The 21,672-nt window shown below is 44.7% G+C and carries 17 protein-coding genes; 4 read left to right on the plus strand and 13 right to left on the minus strand.

Going from position 1 to position 21,672, the window contains the following annotated elements; translation table 11 throughout:
• Positions 1-315: 315 nt before the first annotated feature.
• From HZB61_07690 to HZB61_07725, 8 genes are all read right to left on the minus strand, one after another.
• Complete coding sequence (locus HZB61_07690; protein ID MBI5056478.1) at positions 316-1,416, minus strand: Fe-S oxidoreductase; 1,101 nt, start codon at positions 1,414-1,416, stop codon at positions 316-318.
• Positions 1,417-1,438: 22 nt separating this feature from the next.
• A complete protein-coding gene (locus HZB61_07695; protein MBI5056479.1) occupies positions 1,439-2,320 on the minus strand; it encodes a hypothetical protein in 882 nt (293 codons plus the stop codon).
• 5 nt (positions 2,321-2,325) lie between these two features.
• Positions 2,326-3,870 (minus strand): ATP-binding protein, encoded by a 1,545-nt coding sequence (locus HZB61_07700; GenBank protein MBI5056480.1) that lies wholly within the window; start codon positions 3,868-3,870, stop codon positions 2,326-2,328.
• A gap of 652 nt (positions 3,871-4,522) precedes the next feature.
• A complete protein-coding gene (locus HZB61_07705; GenBank protein ID MBI5056481.1) occupies positions 4,523-4,885 on the minus strand; it encodes a four helix bundle protein in 363 nt (120 codons plus the stop codon).
• Between the two features lie 68 nt (positions 4,886-4,953).
• Positions 4,954-6,039, minus strand: a complete 1,086-nt coding sequence (locus HZB61_07710) for a DUF1016 domain-containing protein (protein MBI5056482.1) — start codon at positions 6,037-6,039, stop codon at positions 4,954-4,956.
• A 193-nt stretch (positions 6,040-6,232) separates the two neighbouring features.
• Entirely contained in the window at positions 6,233-7,045 is an 813-nt protein-coding gene (locus HZB61_07715; GenBank protein MBI5056483.1) for a metal ABC transporter permease, read from the minus strand.
• A gap of 159 nt (positions 7,046-7,204) precedes the next feature.
• Positions 7,205-7,951: a metal ABC transporter ATP-binding protein gene (locus tag HZB61_07720; protein MBI5056484.1), complete on the minus strand. Its 747-nt coding sequence runs from the start codon at positions 7,949-7,951 to the stop codon at positions 7,205-7,207.
• Positions 7,948-8,916: a zinc ABC transporter substrate-binding protein gene (locus tag HZB61_07725; GenBank protein MBI5056485.1), complete on the minus strand. Its 969-nt coding sequence runs from the start codon at positions 8,914-8,916 to the stop codon at positions 7,948-7,950. Before HZB61_07725 ends, HZB61_07720 begins: the two co-directional genes overlap by 4 nt.
• Before the next feature lie 7 nt (positions 8,917-8,923).
• On the opposite strand from HZB61_07725, the gene HZB61_07730 reads away from it, so the two are divergent.
• From HZB61_07730 to HZB61_07745, 4 genes are all read left to right on the plus strand, one after another.
• A complete protein-coding gene (locus tag HZB61_07730) occupies positions 8,924-10,150 on the plus strand; it encodes an MFS transporter (protein ID MBI5056486.1) in 1,227 nt (408 codons plus the stop codon).
• 100 nt (positions 10,151-10,250) lie between these two features.
• Positions 10,251-11,240 carry a chromate resistance protein gene (locus tag HZB61_07735; GenBank protein MBI5056487.1) on the plus strand — a complete coding sequence of 330 codons (990 nt, stop codon included), beginning with the start codon at positions 10,251-10,253 and terminating at the stop codon, positions 11,238-11,240.
• A gap of 15 nt (positions 11,241-11,255) precedes the next feature.
• Positions 11,256-11,507 carry a hypothetical protein gene (locus tag HZB61_07740; protein ID MBI5056488.1) on the plus strand — a complete coding sequence of 84 codons (252 nt, stop codon included), beginning with the start codon at positions 11,256-11,258 and terminating at the stop codon, positions 11,505-11,507.
• Positions 11,508-11,510: 3 nt separating this feature from the next.
• Complete coding sequence (locus HZB61_07745; GenBank protein MBI5056489.1) at positions 11,511-12,707, plus strand: MFS transporter; 1,197 nt, start codon at positions 11,511-11,513, stop codon at positions 12,705-12,707.
• A gap of 202 nt (positions 12,708-12,909) precedes the next feature.
• On the opposite strand, the gene HZB61_07750 is transcribed toward HZB61_07745, so the two are convergent.
• From HZB61_07750 to HZB61_07770, 5 genes are all read right to left on the minus strand, one after another.
• Positions 12,910-13,983 (minus strand): response regulator, encoded by a 1,074-nt coding sequence (locus HZB61_07750; GenBank protein MBI5056490.1) that lies wholly within the window; start codon positions 13,981-13,983, stop codon positions 12,910-12,912.
• On the minus strand, positions 13,980-16,490 hold the full coding sequence (locus HZB61_07755) for an MEKHLA domain-containing protein (GenBank protein MBI5056491.1): 2,511 nt from the start codon (positions 16,488-16,490) through the stop codon (positions 13,980-13,982). Before HZB61_07755 ends, HZB61_07750 begins: the two co-directional genes overlap by 4 nt.
• A gap of 103 nt (positions 16,491-16,593) precedes the next feature.
• Positions 16,594-18,768 carry a S8 family serine peptidase gene (locus tag HZB61_07760; GenBank protein ID MBI5056492.1) on the minus strand — a complete coding sequence of 725 codons (2,175 nt, stop codon included), beginning with the start codon at positions 18,766-18,768 and terminating at the stop codon, positions 16,594-16,596.
• Between the two features lie 174 nt (positions 18,769-18,942).
• Positions 18,943-19,713, minus strand: a complete 771-nt coding sequence (gene rsmA, locus HZB61_07765) for a ribosomal RNA small subunit methyltransferase A (GenBank protein ID MBI5056493.1) — start codon at positions 19,711-19,713, stop codon at positions 18,943-18,945.
• Positions 19,714-19,756: 43 nt separating this feature from the next.
• Positions 19,757-21,430, minus strand: a complete 1,674-nt coding sequence (locus tag HZB61_07770) for a DUF262 domain-containing protein (protein MBI5056494.1) — start codon at positions 21,428-21,430, stop codon at positions 19,757-19,759.
• Positions 21,431-21,672: the final 242 nt, after the last annotated feature.

Genomic DNA, 21,672 nt, shown 5'->3' on the forward strand with positions numbered 1-21,672 from the left:
CTGGATTATTCTCCCCTGTTTTGCGGTACAATTACTCTTAGTCATGGTGTTCCTCCTCTGGTTTTTGTTTTTGTGCAAAATTACATTACCAGATTCGAGGTCACCATGACCCTATTTGTGCGAAAAATATTGTACGTTATCAATAAGAGAACTCATGCGTCAGCCGGAGCTGAGTAAGAAGAAGACCGGGTTTATGAGGGAATGAAAATAGCGTGATAGCTCGCAAGTGTGAAAGTGTGCTTTAATTGTAATAGCAATTAGTGTCTACGATTCATAGAGTTGCCTGAAGAACGTAGACCTGACACACCCCTCTTACTATGTGGGAATATAACGTCTTTCTACTCCGTTGATGTATCGTCCATTTGGCAACTCAAGAATAAGCGCAATATTCTGTCTCCGCACCGCACGTCTGAAAGCTCGTACTTGTTTATCTGTCCAGCCTTTGTGAATATAATACTCTTCTTCATCTTGGCTCTTAGCATTTGGCCTATAATTATCAGAGGTGCTATTTAATGGTCTGAATCGGCAATCTATAACTCTGACTTTCCATCTTCGGCATGCATCAAGTTTTGCTCTCATTTCTTCATAGGATAGATCATGATTAAAGAGCATAAAGATAAATATGTCATCCGCATGAAATCTTGCATCCCTTAAGACTTGTATCTGCGCTTTAATTTTTGGCCACTGCGAATAAGGCCCGTCCCATGCGATACGCGGATGTTGAAACCGCGCTTTCTTTAGGTAAGAAGCAATTTCGGGGTCTTTAACTAATATTCGCCCATCCAACCCGCTTTGACTTTCACAGTGTATTCTGCTCTGATCGGGGAATTTATATTCAGCAATTTCAGAAAGGATGTCTTTTATATGCGGATTTGCAATTAGATTATTATCATAAAAAACAATTTTATTCTTTCTTATTTCATCTTTGATGCTTTTTTTGTAGGTAACATCCGGCTCGATTTTCCATGTTCCGCAAAAATTACATTTTCTGAAACAGCCTCTCGAACCGTGGACTATCTGATAATCTACATCCACTAAGTCGTAAGCGGGCTCAAAATCTTCAGCTATTCCTTTTTTATAGAGGCCCGTTTTTACATCATCACTCCCTGATGCTTTAGCATGTTCAGGCATAAGAGACGCATAAATCCCCCCAACTTCCATTCGTGCGCTGGGGTAAAGCTTTTTATAATACTGGACGCTTTCCCAGACTTGTTTTGACCAGTATGTGAAAAGAGAGGTTACCTTTATTTCGTCAGGGCGTTTGTTTGCTTGAAAGTTACCGCGATGCAATTCTACTCTGTCTCCAAGGTTTCTATGATAGGCTGCAATCTTCAAAAGACCGATGGGCAGAAAATTGCAATGGTTCTTGCTTTTTGCAGGAATGGGAAAGTTAGGTTCAACTAATAAAATATTCATTTTCCCTCTTCAAATAATACTATTATACACTCGGAATATTTAAAGTTGGTGCCTGTTGTTTCCTGACAAACACTCTCCCTTTTGAGGATTCTTTAAGATTAAGATTAATTACATCAAATACTGTCTGCTGGCTTACCTCTTTTGTTGGAGCTATCCCTCCAGACACTAATTTAAAAGCAAAATGGATCATTGGGCTATTATTAAATCCCAAATAAAAAATCGGGGGATAAGCATGGACATTGAAGCCTCTCTCTTCAGCCATTGTTTTTATTAAATATGGCGTAAAAAGTTTATATCGATACATTTCTTCTGTACTATCAGATCTATACCAATCGATGACTCTTCTTACAGCAGTCTTTGCTTTCTCATCACGCAAATAGTATCCTGACAACTCTTTCTCTAATTTCTGCAAGAACTCATCAATACTATGTCTACAATAATTTCTCTCCCGAATATTGAAAGTTAACAATAATAAAAAATGATTGCCTCTTTGTTTCTCTATTAAAGCAGTTATTGCTTTAATGCGCTTCAATTCGTGGTATAAGATCGAACCAAAACAATCAAGAAATACTATATCATAAGGAAATTGCAACTTATTCTTAAAGCCGTCACTACCTTTTATGATAATGTCTTCGATATCCCCAAAAAGAATGTTAACCCTATCGCACAATCCGGAATTGATAATATTTAGCCATAATTGACTACGGATCTTCGCGTCTACCTCAACAGCTGAACATCTTTCCAAGTAATCCTTCCATGCAAGAATATCTCGGATCTCTCCAGAAGGCATGCCCAGATAAGAAAGTTTTTTCTTCTTTTTTGCAAATTCTTTTTTTATTAATTCGGAATCTTCTGCTCTAACACGTTCTTTATTATTCGTTGTGGCATAGTTCTTTGGCAACATTCGACTTATTTCGTCTTTCTAGAGAATACCTTTAACAAATTTTGTTGAAATGCCTTAAGAACTTTTTCTAAAACTTCAGGTTCATCAACAAAGAAATCTTTTAGAGTCCGAACTGCTGTAGAGTAGACCTGTTCAGCTTGTGTTTCCATTTTCAAATTCTTCACAATATCGAACTCGGACTTCTCGGGCTTACTAACCTCTTCCACTTCCTTAAGTAATTTTTTTGCCTCTTTAATAACTTGATCTGCCAGAAGTTTTGTTTTCTTATCTTTTTGAGGAATATTCTTTTTTCTCTTCGCAATATTATCGATCACATTAACAAGTTTTGCGATCTTTTGCACGCTCAAGTCCTTTAACGCAGGGTCTCTCTTCTTTATATCTGCCTCAATAGAAGAAATGACCTCTACTCCCTTTTTTACATATTCTTCTGCTCTGCGAACATTAGAACTTTCACGAGCCAATACATTTAATTCATTGGAGATCACTTCAGCATCCTTATAAAAACCATCCCTTACGGTACTTTGTTCAAAATCGTCCCTCTGTGAGGTCGGGACAATGGTAGAGTCAATAATATATATCTCTCCGATAAAGTAAAAGGCCAAATGAGTAGAGGTCTTCCATATTGTTGTTCTAGTTAGATAATTATCCCCTACCGCAAAATTTTTATATCTATATACTAAACCGCTAATTTCTGTCGGCTTTACTTGCCCCTTATCTTTGTGTTCACAATACCAACAAAATGCAAGATATTTTGTTTTATTCTTACTATCTGGAACTGGAATAAATTGAGGGGGTTTCAAATCATCAGCAAAAGGCTTATAAATTTTCTCACCATCAACCGTCAGTTCAATGCAGTCATAATCATCCACAAATTTTCGGATGCCATCTTCGATATCTCCAGCGAAGGTAAATTTGGGGTCAAAAGGGACAGGGGCGTTTTTAGATATGTAATCAACAAGCTTATTCTTATCAAATAATATTTTTGAATCGTTTTTTATTTCATGCAATTCCACCATTGTGTAATGTTTATCTTTTTCCTCAACATCTGACATCAGCCTAGTATGTTTCTCTATAAGTTCACTAAGAGGGATATTGGCTCTTTTCTTTTTCAGTTCATCTATTTCCTTTAGCATTGACTCAGCATCAAATTCAAGTATGTATTTTTCAGCAACACCAAAAGGTGAAGAAATAACTATGAGCTTCTTTGCAACAGAAATGCCCGCAAGCTTCCCAATACCTCTAAAGCCAACAGACTCGCCAATAATCTTCTTTGAGAAACCGACTTTTCTATATTCATTCAACGTATGGCGGTCCATCCCTGTACCATTATCATGAATTACAATAGATGGTTTCTGAATGTTGACCGTTATTGCAACATTCTTGTCTCTGCTTACAGATTTCCAATTAACAACTGCATCGAATGCATTCTGAATATATTCTCTTATTACATGGAACTTGTTAGGATAAAGGCCTCCCGCTAACGCCTTTATAATGTGACCATAAGCAAATTCTTCTTTAGGTTTTATAATCAAGTCTGTTTTTTTTGCCATATTTCTCCCTAAGCCTACTGTAAGAAATTTAATAGAGACACATCCCATTTTTTCTTAAAAACCCCTCTGCGGTAATTAATAATCATGCTAAACGCTTGCGATACCATCGTCGAGGGTCGGTCCTGTTTCTTGTATTCCCCATTCCCCAGTCAAATCAATTCTCCCTCGCAAAAAACTCACGGCACCCCATTATCCACGTTCCTCTCAAACGTCTGAGCATAAAACAGTGCACAAATGCAAAAGTTCGGACTGATTCTTAAACCTCTCGAATTCGGGGGAATTAAAAACCGGGTTATTGTAGATACGCGGATAGACAGGAATAATGAACTGCTTCGGCCCCTTCAGAAAATTCATCAGATTAACGGCTTGCGCTATCACTGTTTTTCCGGTCCCCACTAAAAAAGGTTTAATAATGATAATACGATAAGCCTGTTAAAGACAAGAAGTATTTAATATAGGAGGGTGTGTCAGATCTACGATTCTCAGAATTTCATAAATATGGCATCAAGTACATTCTGGAAAAGTTTCAACTCCTACTATAGGTGGATAGGCTGAAGGCTGAAGACTGAAGGATGCAATGATTAGGTTTTTAGGCTGAAGGCCGAAGACTGAAGGGTACAATCCTTCCACCTGCAACCTATCAACCTTTAACCTATCCATCTTTTCCCCGCAACGCTCTAATCAACCCGTTCAGAATCTTCTCGGTTTCTACTATCCGTGGTTCTAACAGATCCATATCCTGATCGCACAGAAATCCCAGGCGCTTGGACAAACCTACCTGATAATGCAGTTCCCTTAATGATCCAAAGGCCACGGTGAGGAATCGAAGGTAATCTGCCTGACTGTCTCGTGCACATCCCTCCACTATATTAGAAGGAACAGAAACCGCTGCTCGCCTTATCTGAGAAGTCAGTCCATAAAGCTCTTCTCTGGGAAATCCTGCGGTCACCTGATATACCGATACCACCAGCTCGTCAGCCAACTCAAATGCTCTAAGTTTTGTGTGATCACGCATGAATTTCTCCTATAGGTTTTAGGCTGAAGGCCGAAGACTGAAGGGTACAAACCTTCCACCTTCCACCTTCAGCCTTCCACCTTCTGCCTTCCACCTACCTCTTTTCCCAACTCCGCCTCAATCTCCTCAATCGTCGGAAGGCTTCCTTTCAGAACTTCCGGCAGGTTATGGGTCAGTTGATATTCCGAAACGCCAATAGGTTTGTGAATATCGCTTAGGGCATACTCGGCTACCAGCTTGTCCTTGCTTTTGCACAGCAGGATACCGATGGTCGGCTGATCGCCGTCTTTGCGGAGCTGACTGTCTACGGCTTTAATATAAAAATTGAGTTTACCGGAATGTTCCGGCTCAAAATCCACGGTCTTTAATTCAACAACCACATAGCAATGAAGTCTGATATGGTAAAACAGCAGATCGATAAAAAATTCTTTTTCTCCGACCTGTATCCGAATCTGCCTGCCGACAAAGGCAAACCCGGAGCCAAGCTCCAGCAGAAAATGGGTGAGATGATCGGTAAGCCCCTTTTCAAGGTCTCGCTCATTATACTCCCTGGTCATACTTAGAAAATCAAATACATATGGGTCCTTGAGTGTTTCTCTTGCGAGGTCGGATTGGGGTTTTGGGAGCGTAACGGCAAAGTTGTTCACTGATCTCCCCTCGCGTTGATATAAGCCGCTCTCAATCTGGTGCACAAGAACACTCCGGCTCCAGTTATGAATTATTGTATTCTGAACATAGAAGACAGCTTCTTCCCGAGTTTTGCATTTACTGATGATCTCTCTATTGTGTCCCCATGGGATTTGAAAGATCTCTTTAATATTTGCAGGTTGCATTTGTCCCACAACTTGTGGGACATTTCCGGAAGTATCTCGATAAAATAAATACCATTTGCGCATGTATAAGAGGTTTGTACGAGAAAAGCCTCTTATCTCCGGAAATTCCACCATCAAATCTTTACTAAGTTGTCGTAAAAAGCCATCCCCCCATTTCGTAGTTGCCTGTTTTTTAACTATGTCAGCACCAAGCTCCCAATAAAAATTAAGAAGTTCGGCATTTACCTTCAGGGCCGCCTTTATCTGAACATTGCGGATCCTGCCCTTTAAATCCGCCAGCCAAATTTTATAATCATTGTCTATTATCAAATCAGAATGCATGTCCCCCCCATTTTATGTGTTCTTTTCAAATGCTAAAGGAAGCTATCGATTTAACGGCTTACTCCATTACTGTCAAACCAGTCCTCACATCAAGAAAATTTTAATAATGATAATACGACATGCCTTATAAAGACAAGGAGTATTTATTCATTGGCAGGTTTTTATTCTATCTGCGCTACTGCGTCCAAATAACTTAATTCCACCTCTCGCGTTTGAGCATCGTTAAAAAGAATATCCCGACGCTCACGAGCACGATGGTCGGGCCTGACGGGGTATTGAGGTAAACGGAAAGCATGAGGCCGGTAATCCCGGACACAAGGCCGAATATGCATGAAAGGGCGAAGAGGCGTCTCATGCTTAAGGCGAGATTTTTTGCGGCGGCGGCGGGAACCACGAGAAGGGACGTCACGAGGATTATGCCGATGATCTTGAGGCTCACTGTTACGACGATAGCGATGATGAAGAACAGGAGGTATTCAAAGAGCCTTACATTGATCCCCTCCACCTGCGCGAGGTCCCTGTTGAATGTGATCTGGAGAAAGGGTTTTGAAAAGAACAGGAGCGCGGAAATGCACAGGACCCCGATAACAAAAAGCAGGAGCAGATCGGTATTGGTTATCGCGAGTATGTCCCCGAACAGGTAGGTGAATATGTCGGCCCTGTAACCTTTCATCATCCCCATTACGAGCATGCCTGATGCAATGGAGCCTGAGAACGCGATCCCGATAACGGTGTCGTGGGAGAGTGTCGTCTTTTCAGAGAGCACGGCGATCAGCATAGAGATAAGTATCGCGACCACGACCGACGACACTGAAAGGTCAATGCCGAGGAGCGCGCCAACTGCGATACCGGCAAACGCCGAATGCGATATCGCGTCGGAGAAAAAAGACATCCGCCTCAGCACCACAAAGTTGCCGACAAAAGGGCAGAGTACGCCGACGATCAATGAGGCGACAAATGCCCTCTGGATAAATGGATACGCAAGGAATTCACTGATTGTATTCATAGTATCCTGGCCACAGATTTCGCAGATTGACACAGATTAATAAAGAAACCATTAATAGCGGCACATGGAATGACAACAACTCTGCTTACAAAAGCATTTGCAGATAAAATAAATCTGCGTATATCTGTGCAATCTGTGGATTGATTTATTCCTTTGAGTTTAATCGTGTTCATGGCAACTGTGTATGTACGCCCCCATCATTTCGCCGTAGACGTTTTTGATAACATCGTCAGTCAGTGTATTGGCCGGGCTGCCGCTGCATATCAGCCTGCGGTTTATGCACAGGACATTGTCCGCAAAACGGTAGACGATATTCAGATCATGAGAGATCAATATTACGGTCAGCCCCTTTTCTTTATTCAGCCTTTTCACCAGATCATAAAACCTTTCCTGCCCCTCTATGTCCACGCCTGAGGCCGGTTCGTCAAGAAAAAGTATCTTTGGCTCGTTAACAATGGCCTTGGCGATCATAACGCGCTGAAGCTCTCCTCCTGACAATCCCCCGATGCTCCGGTCCATCAAGTCCTGGGCCCCGACAATTTCAAGCAGTTCGTTAATATGTTTCTTGTCCCTTTTGAAAAACGAGAACGAATACACAGGAGGCACTGTAAACCCGATCAATTCGGAAACGGTCAGCGGGAACGTCCTGTCGAACTCAAGACGCTGCGGGACATAACCAACCTTGAAATGTGCGTTACCATTTCCAAATGGCCGGCCGAACAATGATACCTTGCCGGGCGAATACGGTATCAGCCCGAGAATGGCCTTGATCAGAGTGGTCTTGCCTGCGCCGTTGGGACCGATAAGGGCAACTATCTTGCCTTCCTCAACGGTGAATGTGATGTTTTCAATCAGGTGGCGGTCGTTGATCTTTACGCAGAGATTTTCAACGCTCAATGCATTCATTGATTCAATACCATTTTTAAAACTTCGAGGTTCGCCCTCATCCTCACTTCGTACCATTCAGGATAAAGCGCGCCCGTCTCAAGCGTGTCCAGGCTGTAGACCTGCAATTTCAGGTCCCTCGCGATCGTCTCAACAACTTTATGAGTAACGCGCGGCTCGGAAAAAATGACCTTTATGTCTTTCGCCTTTATTATGTTTATCACATCCGCCATATGTTTGGGCGTTGGCTCTCTCTCCGGGAAATTCTGGATTGCCGCGACCTGATTCAGTCCGTAGTCCCTCGCGAGATATAAAAAAGCTGAATGAAAGGAAACAAATTCTTTTCTCCTGAACGTCCTGACGCTTTCGCTTATCTCCCTGTCCAGACCCTCAAGACGCTTTATATACGCGGAGGCATTTTTTGAATAGATTTCCCCGTTGCGGGGGTCTGCCTTTATTAGTGCGTCTCTGATATTTTTGACCTGAATGATGGCGTTTCTGGGTGAAAGCCAGATATGCGGGTCATTGTCAATGACAGTTACGCCCGCGCTTGAATCCGCAACAAGAGGTTTCGCCCCGTGAGAATATGAGGTATCGGAAAGCTGCTGTGAAAATATCTTATCAAGCCACGTCTCAAGGCCAACTCCGTTTTTGATCAGGACCTGCGCCTGAGAGATCTTTATTACATCCTCCGGGCTCATCGAATATTCATGCGGGCCTGTCCCGGAAGGCAGGAGGTTTTCAACGTCCGCGGCGTCTCCCGTTATGTTTTTTGTAAAGCTGTAAAGCGGGGCGATGGTTGTAAGGACTTTCAGCTTCTTGCTGTCAGCGGAAGATCCCTTCGCGTTTGTCTCAAGCGATTCATATTTTTCAAACCTGGAGTCGGGCTGCCGGCATGACAGTAAAATGGAGGATAAAAAAAGCAGTAAAAAAACTGTTAATTTACTGTATGTTTTCACGGATAAGATTATAACATATGTTATCATTATTCCAATGAAATCATCTCCGCTCTCAGCTCTTACATACAGGAACTTCAGGCTCTTCTGGATCGGGCAGATCATATCCCTTACCGGGACCTGGATGCATTCCGCGGCGCAGGGCTGGCTTGTCTTCAAACTCACAAACTCGCCGTTCTACCTCGGGCTTGTGGGCTCGGCAATGTCAATGCCTATTCTTCTTTTCACAATGGCCGGGGGGGTTGTTGCCGACAGATTTTTTAAATGGAAGATTATTCTTACAGCGCAGATCATCCTCATGTTTGTCGTGCTGCTGTTAGCCGTCATGGTGTCATCAGGAGTTATAACTGTCTGGCATGTACTCATTATTTCTTTTCTTATCGGCACGACAAATTCATTTGAGATCCCGGCAAGGCAGTCGTTTTTCATAGAGTTGGTGGGCAAGGAAAACCTGGTAAACGCCATTGCGCTGAACTCCGCGGCATTTCACGGCGCAAGGATGATCGGCCCGACTGTCGCCGGAATAATTATGGGCTCCATAGGACTGTCCGCCTGTTTTTATATTAACTCGATCAGTTTCCTCGCGGTAATTATCGGGCTTTTAAGGATGCGCTTTAAGCCGGAAGAGATAAAGACCTCTCACGGGACAGGGATAAGAAAAGAATTTAATGAAGGCATGAAATACATCTTCGCTGACTCAAAGGTTTACACACTTATCATGTCCTCGGGGATAATCAGTTTTTTCGGATTTCCCTATGTCACATTTTTGCCCGTGTACGCGCGGGACATTTTAAAGACAGGCGCAACGGGCCTCGGGATACTCATGGGCGCTGCCGGAGCAGGCGCCCTTACCGGCGCGGTAAGCCTTGCCGTAAGAGGAGACTCCTCAAAACAGGGGCTGCTTCTTGCGGTGTCAGGTCTCGCCTTCTCCGCGGCGCTTCTTGTATTTTCTTTTTCAACCACTGCCTGGCTTTCTTACCTCATGCTTTTTATCGTCGGCTTCGGCGCGATAACCCAGGTGGCGACCGCCAACAGCCTTCTTCAGCTTGCGGTGCCTGACAAACTCAGGGGAAGGGTGATGAGTTCTTTCACGACAGTGTTTCTTGGAATGACCACGATAGGGAATTTGGCGCTCGGCAGCCTCGCGCATTATATCGGCACTCAGTACGCCCTTTTGACCAGCGCGGGGCTCTGCCTGTCAGTCTCATCACTGCTCATCCTGCTGAAACCGGAGATCCTGAAAATAAGATCACATCAACAATAACACCCCCGTTCCGCCATCTAATGAAACCGCTTGACATCTAATGTAACATGTGTTACGTTGTAATCAGGTGTTACTTTATGAAGAAGCGCAAACAGGCATTATGAAAGGTCCGGCAGAAACAAAAAAACCCAAATGGCTGTTGTTCTTTTACAGCGTCCCGTCAAAGCCGGTAAACGCGAGGATGAAGATATGGAGGAGGCTTGCGACTGCGGGTGCTGTACAGTTTAAAGGCGCGGTCTACGTCCTCCCGTACAGTGAAGAAAACTACGAGTTGTGCCAGTGGCTTGTCACTGAGGTCTCGTCGGTGAAGGGGGATGGGGCCTTTGTCAGCGTCAAGGGGATAGAGACAGCGACGGATGAGGAGGTTATAGGGCTCTTCAATCATCAGAGGGACAGGCATTACAATGCTATCGAAAAGAAGGTGGATGAGCTTGAAAGAAAAGTCGGGACCGCCGCAAAGGGGGCCGGGGCCCAGAGCAATAAAAAACTCCCGGAGTTGTTCAATAGGCACATGAAAGAATTTGAGGCCGCCCGAAAGGTAGACTTTTTTGAATCAAAAGCCGGGATTGCCTTGAAAAAGAAGTTTGACGCGCTGCTGAAAGAGATGAAAGGCCTGACAGTTCCCAATATCAGGCAAGTCCCGGAAGTGCTGCCCCGGCGTATTGAGGACTATCAAAAAAGGACATGGGCCACAAGAAAGAGACCCTTTGTGGACAGGATGGCCTCGGCATGGCTGATCAAAAGATTCATTGACAAAAAGGCCGCCTTTAAATTTATAGATGAAAAAGACCTGGCCGCTTTAAATAAAGCAACGGTTGCCTTTGATGTCAGGGACGGGGAATTTACCCATGTTGGAGACATGTGCACCTTTGAGGCGCTTGTCATGACCTTCGGCATAAAAGACAGAGCGGTAAAAAAGATCGCCGGGCTGGTCCATGAGCTTGATATGAAGGACGGGAAATATAAAAACCCGGAGGCGGCCGGGGTAGAAGATATCCTGGCAGGAATAAGAAAGACTGCAAAGGACGACGCGGAGGTCCTTGAAAAGGGGATGTCCGTATTTGAGATGCTATATGCATCAATAACATAAGAAAAGGAGAACAACATGCCATCTATTGACGTACATGCAAAAACAAGTATTGAAAGAACCGGCAAAGACTATAAGGATATCCATGAATGGGTGGACAAGGACGAGACAAAAAAAGTTGAACGCCATGACATTACGAGGATCCCTGAAAACGCAAAGGAAGTGGAGCTTAAATGGGGCGAGGAGGGGGTACGCGAATACATCCAGCATATCCACGACGACGTCAAGAAAAGGATGGCTGACACTCTCGCGTATTTTGGCGTTAAGTAAATTATGAGCAGGGTCCTCTCGCCCTTCGCGTCTCTCTGCACGGTGGGCTTCTTTGCAAGGCTTTCCTACGCGCTTGCAAGGAGCCCGGTGCTGCCGCTTTTCGCGCTTTATCTTGGGGCAGGGCCGGAGGCGATCGGGTTTGTTGTCGGCATCTCAACCGTAACTGGAATTTTTTTTAAATTACCGTCAGGCGCGTTGTCTGATATTATCGGAAGGAAAAAGACGATGCTGATCGGCATCTTTGTCTTTGCCTTCATGCCTTTCACCTACCTCTTTGTAAAAGATTATTCCTTATTGCTCGTGGCGAGATTCATACACGGGCTTGCAACGGCAATATACGGCCCGGTGTCAATGGCGGTCGTCGCTGACACGGCAGGGACAAAAAAAGGCGAGATGCTTTCGTGGTTTTCTTCCGTCACGATCATCGGGAATCTTTTAGGAGCGCCTGTCGGCGGATTCATACTCCACAACTTATCGTCAACCGCCGGGCCTTCAATCGCCGATTTTCACAGGGCGTACATCGTAAGCGGTTTTGCGGGGATGATGTCACTGGTTCTCGCATTGAGATTCTTAAAAGAAAAAGAGGCTGTCGAGAAAGGGCTGGGAATAAAAGAAGCTTTTGGAAAATTTGCATCCGGCATAAGAGAAGTGATAAGCGATAAAAGAGTTGTCATCACATCAAATATGGAAGGGCTGCAAAACCTGACAGTCGGCGCGTTGGAGGCGTTCCTGCCGATTTACGCGGTGACGGTTGCGGGACTAAATGAATTTCAGGCGGGACTTCTATGGGGCATACAGGTGCTTGTGACTATCATTTCCAAACCTGTCATTGGAAAGACCTCCGACAAGTACGGCAGGAAGCCGTTAATTGTAGCCGGCATGATCTTATGCGCTGTATCTTTCGGGGTAATCCCGCTCCTGAAAAGTTTTTACCTCCTGATGCTTGCCGCCGTCTTCTTCGGTTTCGGGGAGGCCTTTGTCACCTCATCCTCAGCCGCGCTTGTCGCCGATATATGCAAGGAAAAACATTTCGGGACCGCGATGGGCACGTTCGGGACCATATTCGATATCGGCCATGCAGCAGGGCCGATACTTGCCGGATTTCTGATAGCGCGTTACGATTATCTCTACTCATTCTGGACCATGAGCGCGATACTGATAATCATGCTGCCAGTGTTCATTTTCGGGGTGAAAGAGTAAGACGGGACGTCTGCCGGTAAAAATTTCGGTTCATTCGTAAAAAAACTTGGATAACATGAAAATAACCACAGAGACACAGAGGCACGGAGGTAGACAAAAAATAATTGTTATGTTTTCATTGCTTTATTTTCTCTGTGTCTCAGTGACTCAGTGTTTATAATAAGCTGTTTTTCAACTTAAATACAAAAGAAGGAAAATTTCTTTATACCGAATACATATTAAATATCTCGTCAAACACAGGGGCGACTTCCAAAAACGCGTTCATCACCGAGGGGGCAAAGTGTTCCGGCATGGTCCTGCCGTCACCTTCAGTGATTATCCTGAAGGCTTCCTGATGGGTAAAGGACGGTTTATAAGGCCTCTTGCTTCTTAAGGCGTCATACTGGTCGCAGAGCATTACCACCCTGCCCTCAAACGGTATTGCCTCGCCTTTTAGTCCCCTCGGGTATCCCGTGCCGTCCCATCTCTCGTGATGGTTTAACGCGATTGAGGCGGACATCTGTATATTGGCATATGATGAGCCGTGGAGCACCTTCTCGCCGATGATGGTATGCTGTTTTATAACTTCAAATTCCTTGCGGGTAAGGGGGCCGGGTTTTAAAAGTATATTGTCGGGAATGCCTATCTTCCCTATGTCGTGCATCTGGCTTGCGAAGGTAATTGTTTCAATAAATTCAATCGGCATATTCAGGGACTCGACAATCTTGTTTGAGTAAAGGCCGATCCTCGATATGTGGGCGCCTGTATCCGTGTCTCTGAATTCAGCCATTGCGGTCAGACGCTGTATCATCTCTTTGCTGATATTTCTGACAAGCGACAGGGCGTTGGCTAATTCACTTGTCCTCTGCTCAACTGTGCTCTCAAGCATGTGTTTGTAATCCTTGTCTATCTGCAGGAGCCTTTTAAATTTGACCGCCTTTTCTATCGCGTACATGAGGTATTCCGGATTGTAGGGTTTGACGATAAAATCAAACGCGCCGTGCTTTATCCCTGCCACCGCCATGTCCATTTGCGCGTATGCTGTCATGAGAATTATGGGCGTCTCATTATTGATGCCGTGAATTTTTTCAAGAAGTTCAATACCTGAGATCTGAGGCATCTTGATGTCCGTCACTACAACATCCACCTTGCTATCAACGAATCTGGCCAATGCGTCTTTACCGTTTTTGCAGGAGATGACGGAATATCCGAATTCCCTCAACAACCCGGAAAGAGAGCCGAGAACCAGCGGATCGTCGTCAACGACAAGGAGGTTTGCCCCGTCCCCGTTACTCATTTTCCCATGGCTACTTTCACTCTGCTTAAAAGCCCTGACGGAGAGATCGGCTTTGCCACAAAAGCTATGCCCTCCTGGATTATTTCCTGTTTATTTATGAAGTCGGCGGGATAACCGCTTATGAGAAGCGCGTTGATATCAGGCCTCATCTCTTTTATCCTGTCGTATGCCTCTTTACCATTCATCTTCGGCATTATCACATCAAACATGAGAAGATCTATTTCGTCTTTATTCTCCACAAATTTAACTACCGCATCCTCGCCGTCAACCGCTTCAATAACATTATACCCGAATTCCTCAAGCACCTGGGTCGTGAGCTTCCTTACCACAGGCTCGTCCTCCGCCAAAAGTATTGTGGCCCCCGCGCCTGTCAGCTCAGGAAGTTTCAACGACTCCGCCTCTAAAACCTCTGACTCAATCATCGGAAGATATATCTTGAAGGTTGTGCCTGCGCCGTGTTCGCTGGAACAATTAATATAGCCGTTATGCTGCTTGATTATTCCATACACTATAGAGAGGCCAAGCCCGGTGCCTTTTCCAACTTCTTTAGTCGTAAAGAAAGGTTCAAATATCCTTCCCCTTATATTTTCATCTATGCCTATGCCCGTATCCGAGACCGAAATAAAAGCATATAAGCCGGGCTTGCCATGACCGTGCGCTGAAATAAATTCCTTATCAAGTTCTACAAATCCTGTTTCAATAACTAAGGCCCCGCCGCCCGGCATTGCGTCCCTTGCGTTTGTGCACAGGTTGATCAGCACCTGGTCAATCTGCACATGGTCCGCCATTATGGTCAGGTTCCCCCTCAGTACCGTCTTTAATTCTATGTCCTCGCCGATGACCCTCAATAAAAGACTTTCCATGCTTTTAATAATTTCATTGACCCTTACCGGCTCAAGGTTTGTGGCCTGCTGCCTGCTGAATGCGAGAAGGCTTTGCGTAAGATTAGCTCCCCTCTCTGACGCGGTGAGTATGTGTTCGATATTATTTTTCAGCGGGTCGTCTTTGTCCATTTTCATCTTCAATATATTCGAATATCCAATTATCGCAGTCAGTATATTGTTGAAGTCGTGCGCGATGCCCCCGGCAAGCTGTCCGATGGCCTCCATCTTTTGCGCCTGGCGAAGCTGGTCTTCCAGCTTCCTGCGCTCCGTGATGTCCCTGGCAACGTGTATTAATCCGGACAGATTATTGTTGCTGTCAAACCGGGGGATGGCCCTTATTTCGATGAACTTTCTCAAGTGGGGCTCATATAATTCAAACGTGGCAGGAACGCCCGTGTTATAACAATCACAGCTTGGGCAGCCCTCGGGCGGATGCCCGCTCCCATGATAATACTTATAGCATTTTACCGAGGTAAGGCTCTTTAAATTGGAAAGGCCGAGTATTTTCCCGGCAGCTTTGTTTGCGTGTATTATGTTGTAATCCATGTCATGGACGGTGATCATGTCCGTGATTGTATCAAATGTGTCCTCCCAATCGTGTTTGATCTGAAAGAGCTGTTCCTCCATTTTCCTGCGCTCAGTGACGTCGCGGAATATCCCGCAGGCGGCAACCACTTCCCCTTCAACCTTCAGCACGCTCACGTTGCCGTCCACCTCGATAGCGCGTCCGTCTTTTGATACAAACGTCGCCTCGACATTCTGAACATCCTCTCCTGACATTACCTTTTTAAAGGTCACCGCGCAGCGGGCTTTACAGTCTGAGTGTATTATGTCGAAAACATTCAGCCTCTGGACCTCTTCCCATGTGTATCCCATTGTCTTTAACCACGCCGGATTTACAAAAATAAATTTTCCGTCCGGGGCAATGCTCTGGATCATATCGTGGGCATTTTCAAAGAGGTTCCGGTAGCGTTCCTCGCTTTCTTTGAGCGATGACTCGGTCACCCTGACCTCTGTAACGTCTTCAACCATTTCTATCGCGGCTATTACTTTACCCTTGTCATTTTTGATGGGAGCGGAACGGACGCGGTAATGTCTGAATGCATCTCCAGCCGGCGTATCTGTTATTGTTTCATGCGTCTCCCCGTCAGTCAGTGTTTTACAGGTAGGACAGTATGAGCATACTGTTTCTCTCGGGGGCGTATTAAATGCCTGATAGCAGACAGGTTTATTTGAAACATCTATTTGCGGGAACCATTCCTTCATCTGATGATTCAAGGCCAGTATTTCCATGTCCGGGCTGATAACAGAAATGCCGATCCCGAGGTTTTCTACAACGCTCCTGTATTTTTCTTCAGAAGCGCGAAGTTTTTCTTCGAGCTGTTTGCGCCCGGCAATATTGAATGCGGAATATACGGCCAATGTCAGGATAAAACAGGTAAACACACGGGTCCATGTTTCACTTAGAGTCGGGGCAAATACCTGGGAGATAAAATCGCCTTCCCGGAAGATTAAAGCGTCGCCTGCCGAATCAATTATCCAGTAAAGAGCTACTGCTATGATGCTGACCAGGACTACTTTGCTTCTGCTTGTTATTCGTTCAGTTCCGTTACGGGTGAACATACTTAAGTTTCCTAAGTGAAAACAATTGCTATAGGCAATCGATACTATTTTATCGGATTTAGCAAGAAAAAGGTTAAGCAGGTGGAACAGAGGGACGCGTGCCCTACTTTGTTTTATGTTTACTTATTAGTAAAACAGTTAAAAAACCGAACATTATACCTATCGCCAACGACGTATAAGGAAAAACCACAAACATGATCACCGGGGTCAACAGGGTCCTTGTAACAACTTTCAAATACTCGCTGTCCCGTATAACATCTGCTATCGGGGGAGAATGTCTGTAATAAAAATCAACAAAGACCCTGCCGGCTGAATTAGTCAGGAGATGTCTGTCCCGGAATTCCCGCAACGCCTTAACATACGGATGCATCATACTTCCATACGCGGCGGTTGCTATAAAACACCCGCCCCCGCCTCCGCCTCCGCCGGAAGCCGCATTTGCGTTTCCGGGGGCGTTCCCGTTTCCGGTGTCTATGGGGTTATTGCCTTCTGCCGGGCCCCGTTCTCCCTCCAACAGCGACTTGTAAGCATTCAGCCTCCCGCCTGTTACGACCTTGCCAGTCAGCGAAGAAACAGGGTCAACGCCCCTTAGAAGGGCCGCCTTTATTTCAAGATTTGTCAGCTGCGGCTTCATCGCCTTGACTAACCCCGCTGCGCCCGATACATACGGCGCAGCCATTGACGTGCCGCTGTAATACGTATAGCTGTAACTGCTTACAGTCAGGGGCGTTCTTGTCAGTCTCACCTCGTCAATATAAACCCCGCCCTTATTGCCGGATTTGTCTGTTGTCATGCCGAATCCGAAATAAAAGCTGTCATTCATCTGGGAGATGTCCGTAAAATCATTTGTTGAATCCGTTATATAATTCCCGTTCGTTGAACCGCTCCTGTAGTCTGCCCAATCCCAGTCTGATCCGTTGGCAGAGTAATTAATATCCAGATAATCAGCCCCGTCCTCAAGTTCTCCCTTCCACTTAAATGACAGGGTGTAAATATTATCTTTCACTGAAGTGACAGGCGTAGAATACCCTGCCCATGAAGTTGTGTTTTCGAGGTAATTACCGCCGGGGCTGTCTTCGAGGCTGTTAGCTCCGCCAGTTCCTGTTCCGCTTGTTACAGCCCATGAGAAATTAACGCCTCCCATGGTCCATCCTGACAGCGGCAGGTTTCCTGATGCGCTGTCAAAGTTCTCGCTGTATACAGTAACCGGCTCTCCGAAACCGAATTGGGGGATTGAGCTGTAGATGCTGATTCCGGGAGCTGCCAGGTCCACTGATGCTGCGCCGTAATTTGAAAAGACAGCGAGGTTCTCGCTGGAGTCAGTGGCTGCTACTGATATAATATTTGCACTCTCATAGCTCGCCGGATAAAAAGGCGACTTGTCATTGTCTGTATTTCCATTCCCGGCGGCGCAGACAACTACCGCGCTTGATGCCTCTATGGCATCTTTGAGTGCGCGGCTGTAATTGCTCCCTCCCCAACTGTTATTTATTACATGCGCTCCCTTATTATTTGCATATAGAATTGCGGCAATGGCGTCTGCCGTTGTCCCGGAGCCGTTAACTCCCAAAAACCTCAACGGCATTATCTTCGCATTCCACATAACGCCTGTTATACCGATGCCGTTATTGCCGGCTGCTGCTATTACCCCTGCCACATGTGTCCCGTGTCCGTTGTAGTCGGTCGGGTCGTTGTCATGGCCTACAAAGTCCCATCCGTGGCAGTCGTCTGTATAACCATTTCCATCATTATCAATGCCGTCAGTGCAATCCTCCCCTGTATTAGTCCAGATGTTATCGCTCAAATCCGGATGGTTATACGCAACGCCGGTATCAACAACCGCTATGACAACATCGCTTGAGCCTGTTGTCTTGTCCCATGCCTCAGGCGCGTGTATGCCTGAGCCTGAGATGCCGCCTGCCACCCCATCGTTGTGAAGCCCCCATAGCTGGCTGTAAGACGGATCGTTGGGGACCGCAAGCGCGTGAACAATGAAATTAGGCTCGGCATATTCCACGTTCGGGTCCAGCTCATAATATTTAACGCCATCTTCAACGCTCATGGTTTGAGGGAGCTTCACTTGATGAAACCTGGTATCATTGACGCCCATTTTCTTTACTGTGCCGGCATCTGAGTGAAGCCCGTTTATTACAGCCGCATTCACCGGGTTTTTAAGTTTGATTATTATTTCCCCGGGAACGTATTGCGCCGCACTGGTTTTACTGAACGCAGCAAGGATTAATGTGAAGACCATCAACCCGCCGATAAGCTTTTTCATATCCTGGTCCAACCTGCTCGTTAAATTTCCAGTTATCCTTTCGGTAAAACAGGCCGGTTACTTTAGACAGGGAAGATAATATTTGTATTTGTTATGAGGAGTGAAGGAAGGGTTAACTGTTAGCTAAAGTTCAAAAGTGTGCACTTTTAATTCTTAATTGACATGTAGGAAGGGTTAACTTGCGGAAGACGAGAGAATATTTGCAAGCCTCACAAAATCCTCTATCGTAAAATTTTCAGGCCGCAACTTCGGATCAATGCCTGCTTCATGTAATGCGTCTTTGATGCCTTCAAATGACTTCAAACTGTTCACGATGGTTTTTCTTCTCTGCGAAAATGCAGTCTTCATTAACCTTAAAAAGAATTCTTCATCGTTGACCGGGAAAAGAGGCGTCCGGGAGACTTCAAAATGCACGACCGCTGAATCCACTTTTGGAGGCGGCAGGAACGCCTTGCGGGACACGGTAAATTTCAGGGAGGGTTTTGTGTGCAGTTGCGTTGAAATTGAGAGCACGCCGTACTCCTTGTCTTCGCGAGAGGCCGCGATCCTTTTTGCGACCTCTTTCTGCATCAGCAGTGTCATGCTCGTGATCTTCTCTTTAAATTCGAGCAGCCTGAACAAGAGCGGTGTGGTTATATAATAAGGAATGTTTGCCACAACCTTGAATTTCCCTTCAATAGTGTCGTAAGGAAATTTCAGGGCATCGGCCTGTACGATCTCAACGTTGCTGCTCTCTGAAAGAATTCCCTCAAGCTTCCCGATCAACCTTTTATCAAGCTCGATCGCAATGACCTTCTTCGCATACAAAGAGAGAAACCTCGTCAACGTCCCAAGCCCCGGTCCTATCTCGACAACGGTGTCATCCTTTGTTATACCGCTGCAGGCGATGATCTTCTTCAGGATGTTCGGGTCAAAAAGAAAATGCTGTCCAAAGGGGCGTTTCATTTAAGTCTGATATTCCTGATGGCGGTCACAATGGTGTCATTTATCAGAACTGCAAACGCCATATAGATTTAGCTTCAACGGCTAATCGAGCTTGCCTTTGAGATATGGTTTCTTCAGTCCATTCATTGTAATCGGCGATAGACTTGGTAAGCTGAATACTGCTTTTGGCATAAACAACTTTTTTATTGTCAAAACACTGCGTCCCGCTTTCCTTATTCAGGTTTTTTTCTAAAAGTGTTAGATTCCCCAAGCGATAAATGCATCTTTCAATAACTTCATCTCCAAGATAATTCCACTCATCTACATCGCTTTCAGGAATTATATGCTCAACGGTATAAAGGTCGCTGGTTTGATCAATATCCGCATGATACTTATACCTCTCAATCTCAGCAAAAATGTATTTGACTATCCTGTGGTTTCTGGGGGTGCTTTTGAACACCGTTCTTGAAAATTCGGTTTCAAAACGCTCGTCGTCCGGATAAATATCTCTTAACTCATTCATATTAAGCTGCTTGTTCTTGCGGATGCTTAACGCTACTGCATTATAGGCTATTTCCTGTTCGTTAGGGTTCAGACCACCAATGACATTATATCGGAATGAAATTATAGAACATGCCTTTAGAACACGTTTAAGATCATATTCTTCTAAAAAGTTGTAGGCGGTCAGCAGAAGAGAAAGGGGTTGTTTTACCTGAAACAATTTCAGTTCTCTCAGATAGTCTGCAATTTGTTTTTTCCCTTTCCAGAGATCATCTTCAGGATTTTGCAGCGCCATATACACATCCGCATTGCTATCCAATGCACGAATCAGAGAGAAAGCATCTCCCTTCGTTTTAATATCTTTTCTGATGGCCTTAAAGAGATCATTCTTTCTAACAGTTTTATTCAGACTATTCCAGTAACATCTCAGGAACTCAGGAAATTTTTCGCTTCCAAGCTTACCAATAACTTTACTCCACAGCAGTTCCATTTCCTCCAATTCTGATTTATGAGGGTTGGTTGCATCTACCACTGAAAATAAATAATTTTTCAGCAAGTCGGATGACGAAAGTTTTACTCCTCTTGCATTCAGTGTTTCAAAAACCTTAAAGGCGTTTAACTCATCGGAGACTTTAATTACAGTAAAGAAAAGTTTATCAACAATGGCATCAACAAAACCTGCCAGTGATTCACCTGTGACATATTCTGTTTTTATTCTTTCATAGAACCACTGAAAGCAGCTTCTCATTTGCTTTTCCGAAATATTTATTTTCCTGCTTGGCAGACTTTGCAACGGCACAATGTAATTTCTGTAATAATCATCATTGTTACGATTCAATCTCAGCTTGTTTTTTGATATAAGCGTAACAGGATCTAAATACCCTATGTAACTGCTCATCAATGCTTCTTTGCGTCTAAGATTTTGTTCAGCATCAATTCCCTTATCTGCCAACTCTTGCAGGCATTTTAAAACTGCAAGAACAAGTATGCTCAAGGTAGTAAGTCTTTGCTGCCCGTCAATTACCCGAAAATTTTTATTGTCCGAACTTTGCAGCACAAGGTAGCCCATATAATGCTCGGATTCATCAAGGTTTAATGAGCGTATGTCCTGCCACAGATCATCCCAATGCTCAGATTCCCAGGAATAGTCTCTCTGAAATTTAGGAATTTCATATTGTAATCCATTGCCCATTAACTGGCGATACGTTTCACTTGAAGTATCTCTTATGCCTTTCATAGCAGTTACCTCTATATATAGATAGATTTACACTACTTAAGAATTTATCTCAACACATACTGCATTTTTTCTCCCCCCAGTGACTGCTTTAAATTAGGGGTACACTACTGTCCGGTTAAGAATCGAATAGATTCAACTGGTTTTGATTTTCGGTTATATTGAAACCATAATTGGAATACTGAACTATTTGTTGTAAAGGCATTTTTTCGAAAAGAGTAACTGACAGAATCTGTAATAAAGTA

Source organism: Nitrospirota bacterium (genome assembly GCA_016214845.1).
In the GTDB taxonomy this organism is placed as follows: domain Bacteria; phylum Nitrospirota; class Thermodesulfovibrionia; order UBA6902; family UBA6902; genus SURF-23.

Bases quoted from the DNA above. Each gene is read 5' to 3' on its own strand.
- HZB61_07705 (MBI5056481.1), bottom strand. From the start codon at position 4,885: ATGCGTGATCACACAAAACTTAGAGCATTTGAGTTGGCTGACGAGCTG.
- HZB61_07725 (MBI5056485.1), bottom strand. From the start codon at position 8,916: ATGATAACATATGTTATAATCTTATCCGTGAAAACATACAGTAAATTA.
- HZB61_07720 (MBI5056484.1), bottom strand. From the start codon at position 7,951: ATGAATGCATTGAGCGTTGAAAATCTCTGCGTAAAGATCAACGACCGC.
- HZB61_07760 (MBI5056492.1), bottom strand. From the start codon at position 18,768: ATGAAAAAGCTTATCGGCGGGTTGATGGTCTTCACATTAATCCTTGCT.
- HZB61_07690 (MBI5056478.1), bottom strand. From the start codon at position 1,416: ATGAATATTTTATTAGTTGAACCTAACTTTCCCATTCCTGCAAAAAGC.
- HZB61_07695 (MBI5056479.1), bottom strand. From the start codon at position 2,320: ATGTTGCCAAAGAACTATGCCACAACGAATAATAAAGAACGTGTTAGA.
- HZB61_07710 (MBI5056482.1), bottom strand. From the start codon at position 6,039: ATGCATTCTGATTTGATAATAGACAATGATTATAAAATTTGGCTGGCG.
- HZB61_07755 (MBI5056491.1), bottom strand. From the start codon at position 16,490: ATGTTCACCCGTAACGGAACTGAACGAATAACAAGCAGAAGCAAAGTA.
- HZB61_07730 (MBI5056486.1), top strand. From the start codon at position 8,924: ATGAAATCATCTCCGCTCTCAGCTCTTACATACAGGAACTTCAGGCTC.
- HZB61_07700 (MBI5056480.1), bottom strand. From the start codon at position 3,870: ATGGCAAAAAAAACAGACTTGATTATAAAACCTAAAGAAGAATTTGCT.
- HZB61_07715 (MBI5056483.1), bottom strand. From the start codon at position 7,045: ATGAATACAATCAGTGAATTCCTTGCGTATCCATTTATCCAGAGGGCA.
- HZB61_07740 (MBI5056488.1), top strand. From the start codon at position 11,256: ATGCCATCTATTGACGTACATGCAAAAACAAGTATTGAAAGAACCGGC.
- HZB61_07750 (MBI5056490.1), bottom strand. From the start codon at position 13,983: ATGAGTAACGGGGACGGGGCAAACCTCCTTGTCGTTGACGACGATCCG.
- HZB61_07745 (MBI5056489.1), top strand. From the start codon at position 11,511: ATGAGCAGGGTCCTCTCGCCCTTCGCGTCTCTCTGCACGGTGGGCTTC.
- rsmA (MBI5056493.1), bottom strand. From the start codon at position 19,713: ATGAAACGCCCCTTTGGACAGCATTTTCTTTTTGACCCGAACATCCTG.
- HZB61_07735 (MBI5056487.1), top strand. From the start codon at position 10,251: ATGAAAGGTCCGGCAGAAACAAAAAAACCCAAATGGCTGTTGTTCTTT.
- HZB61_07770 (MBI5056494.1), bottom strand. From the start codon at position 21,430: ATGAAAGGCATAAGAGATACTTCAAGTGAAACGTATCGCCAGTTAATG.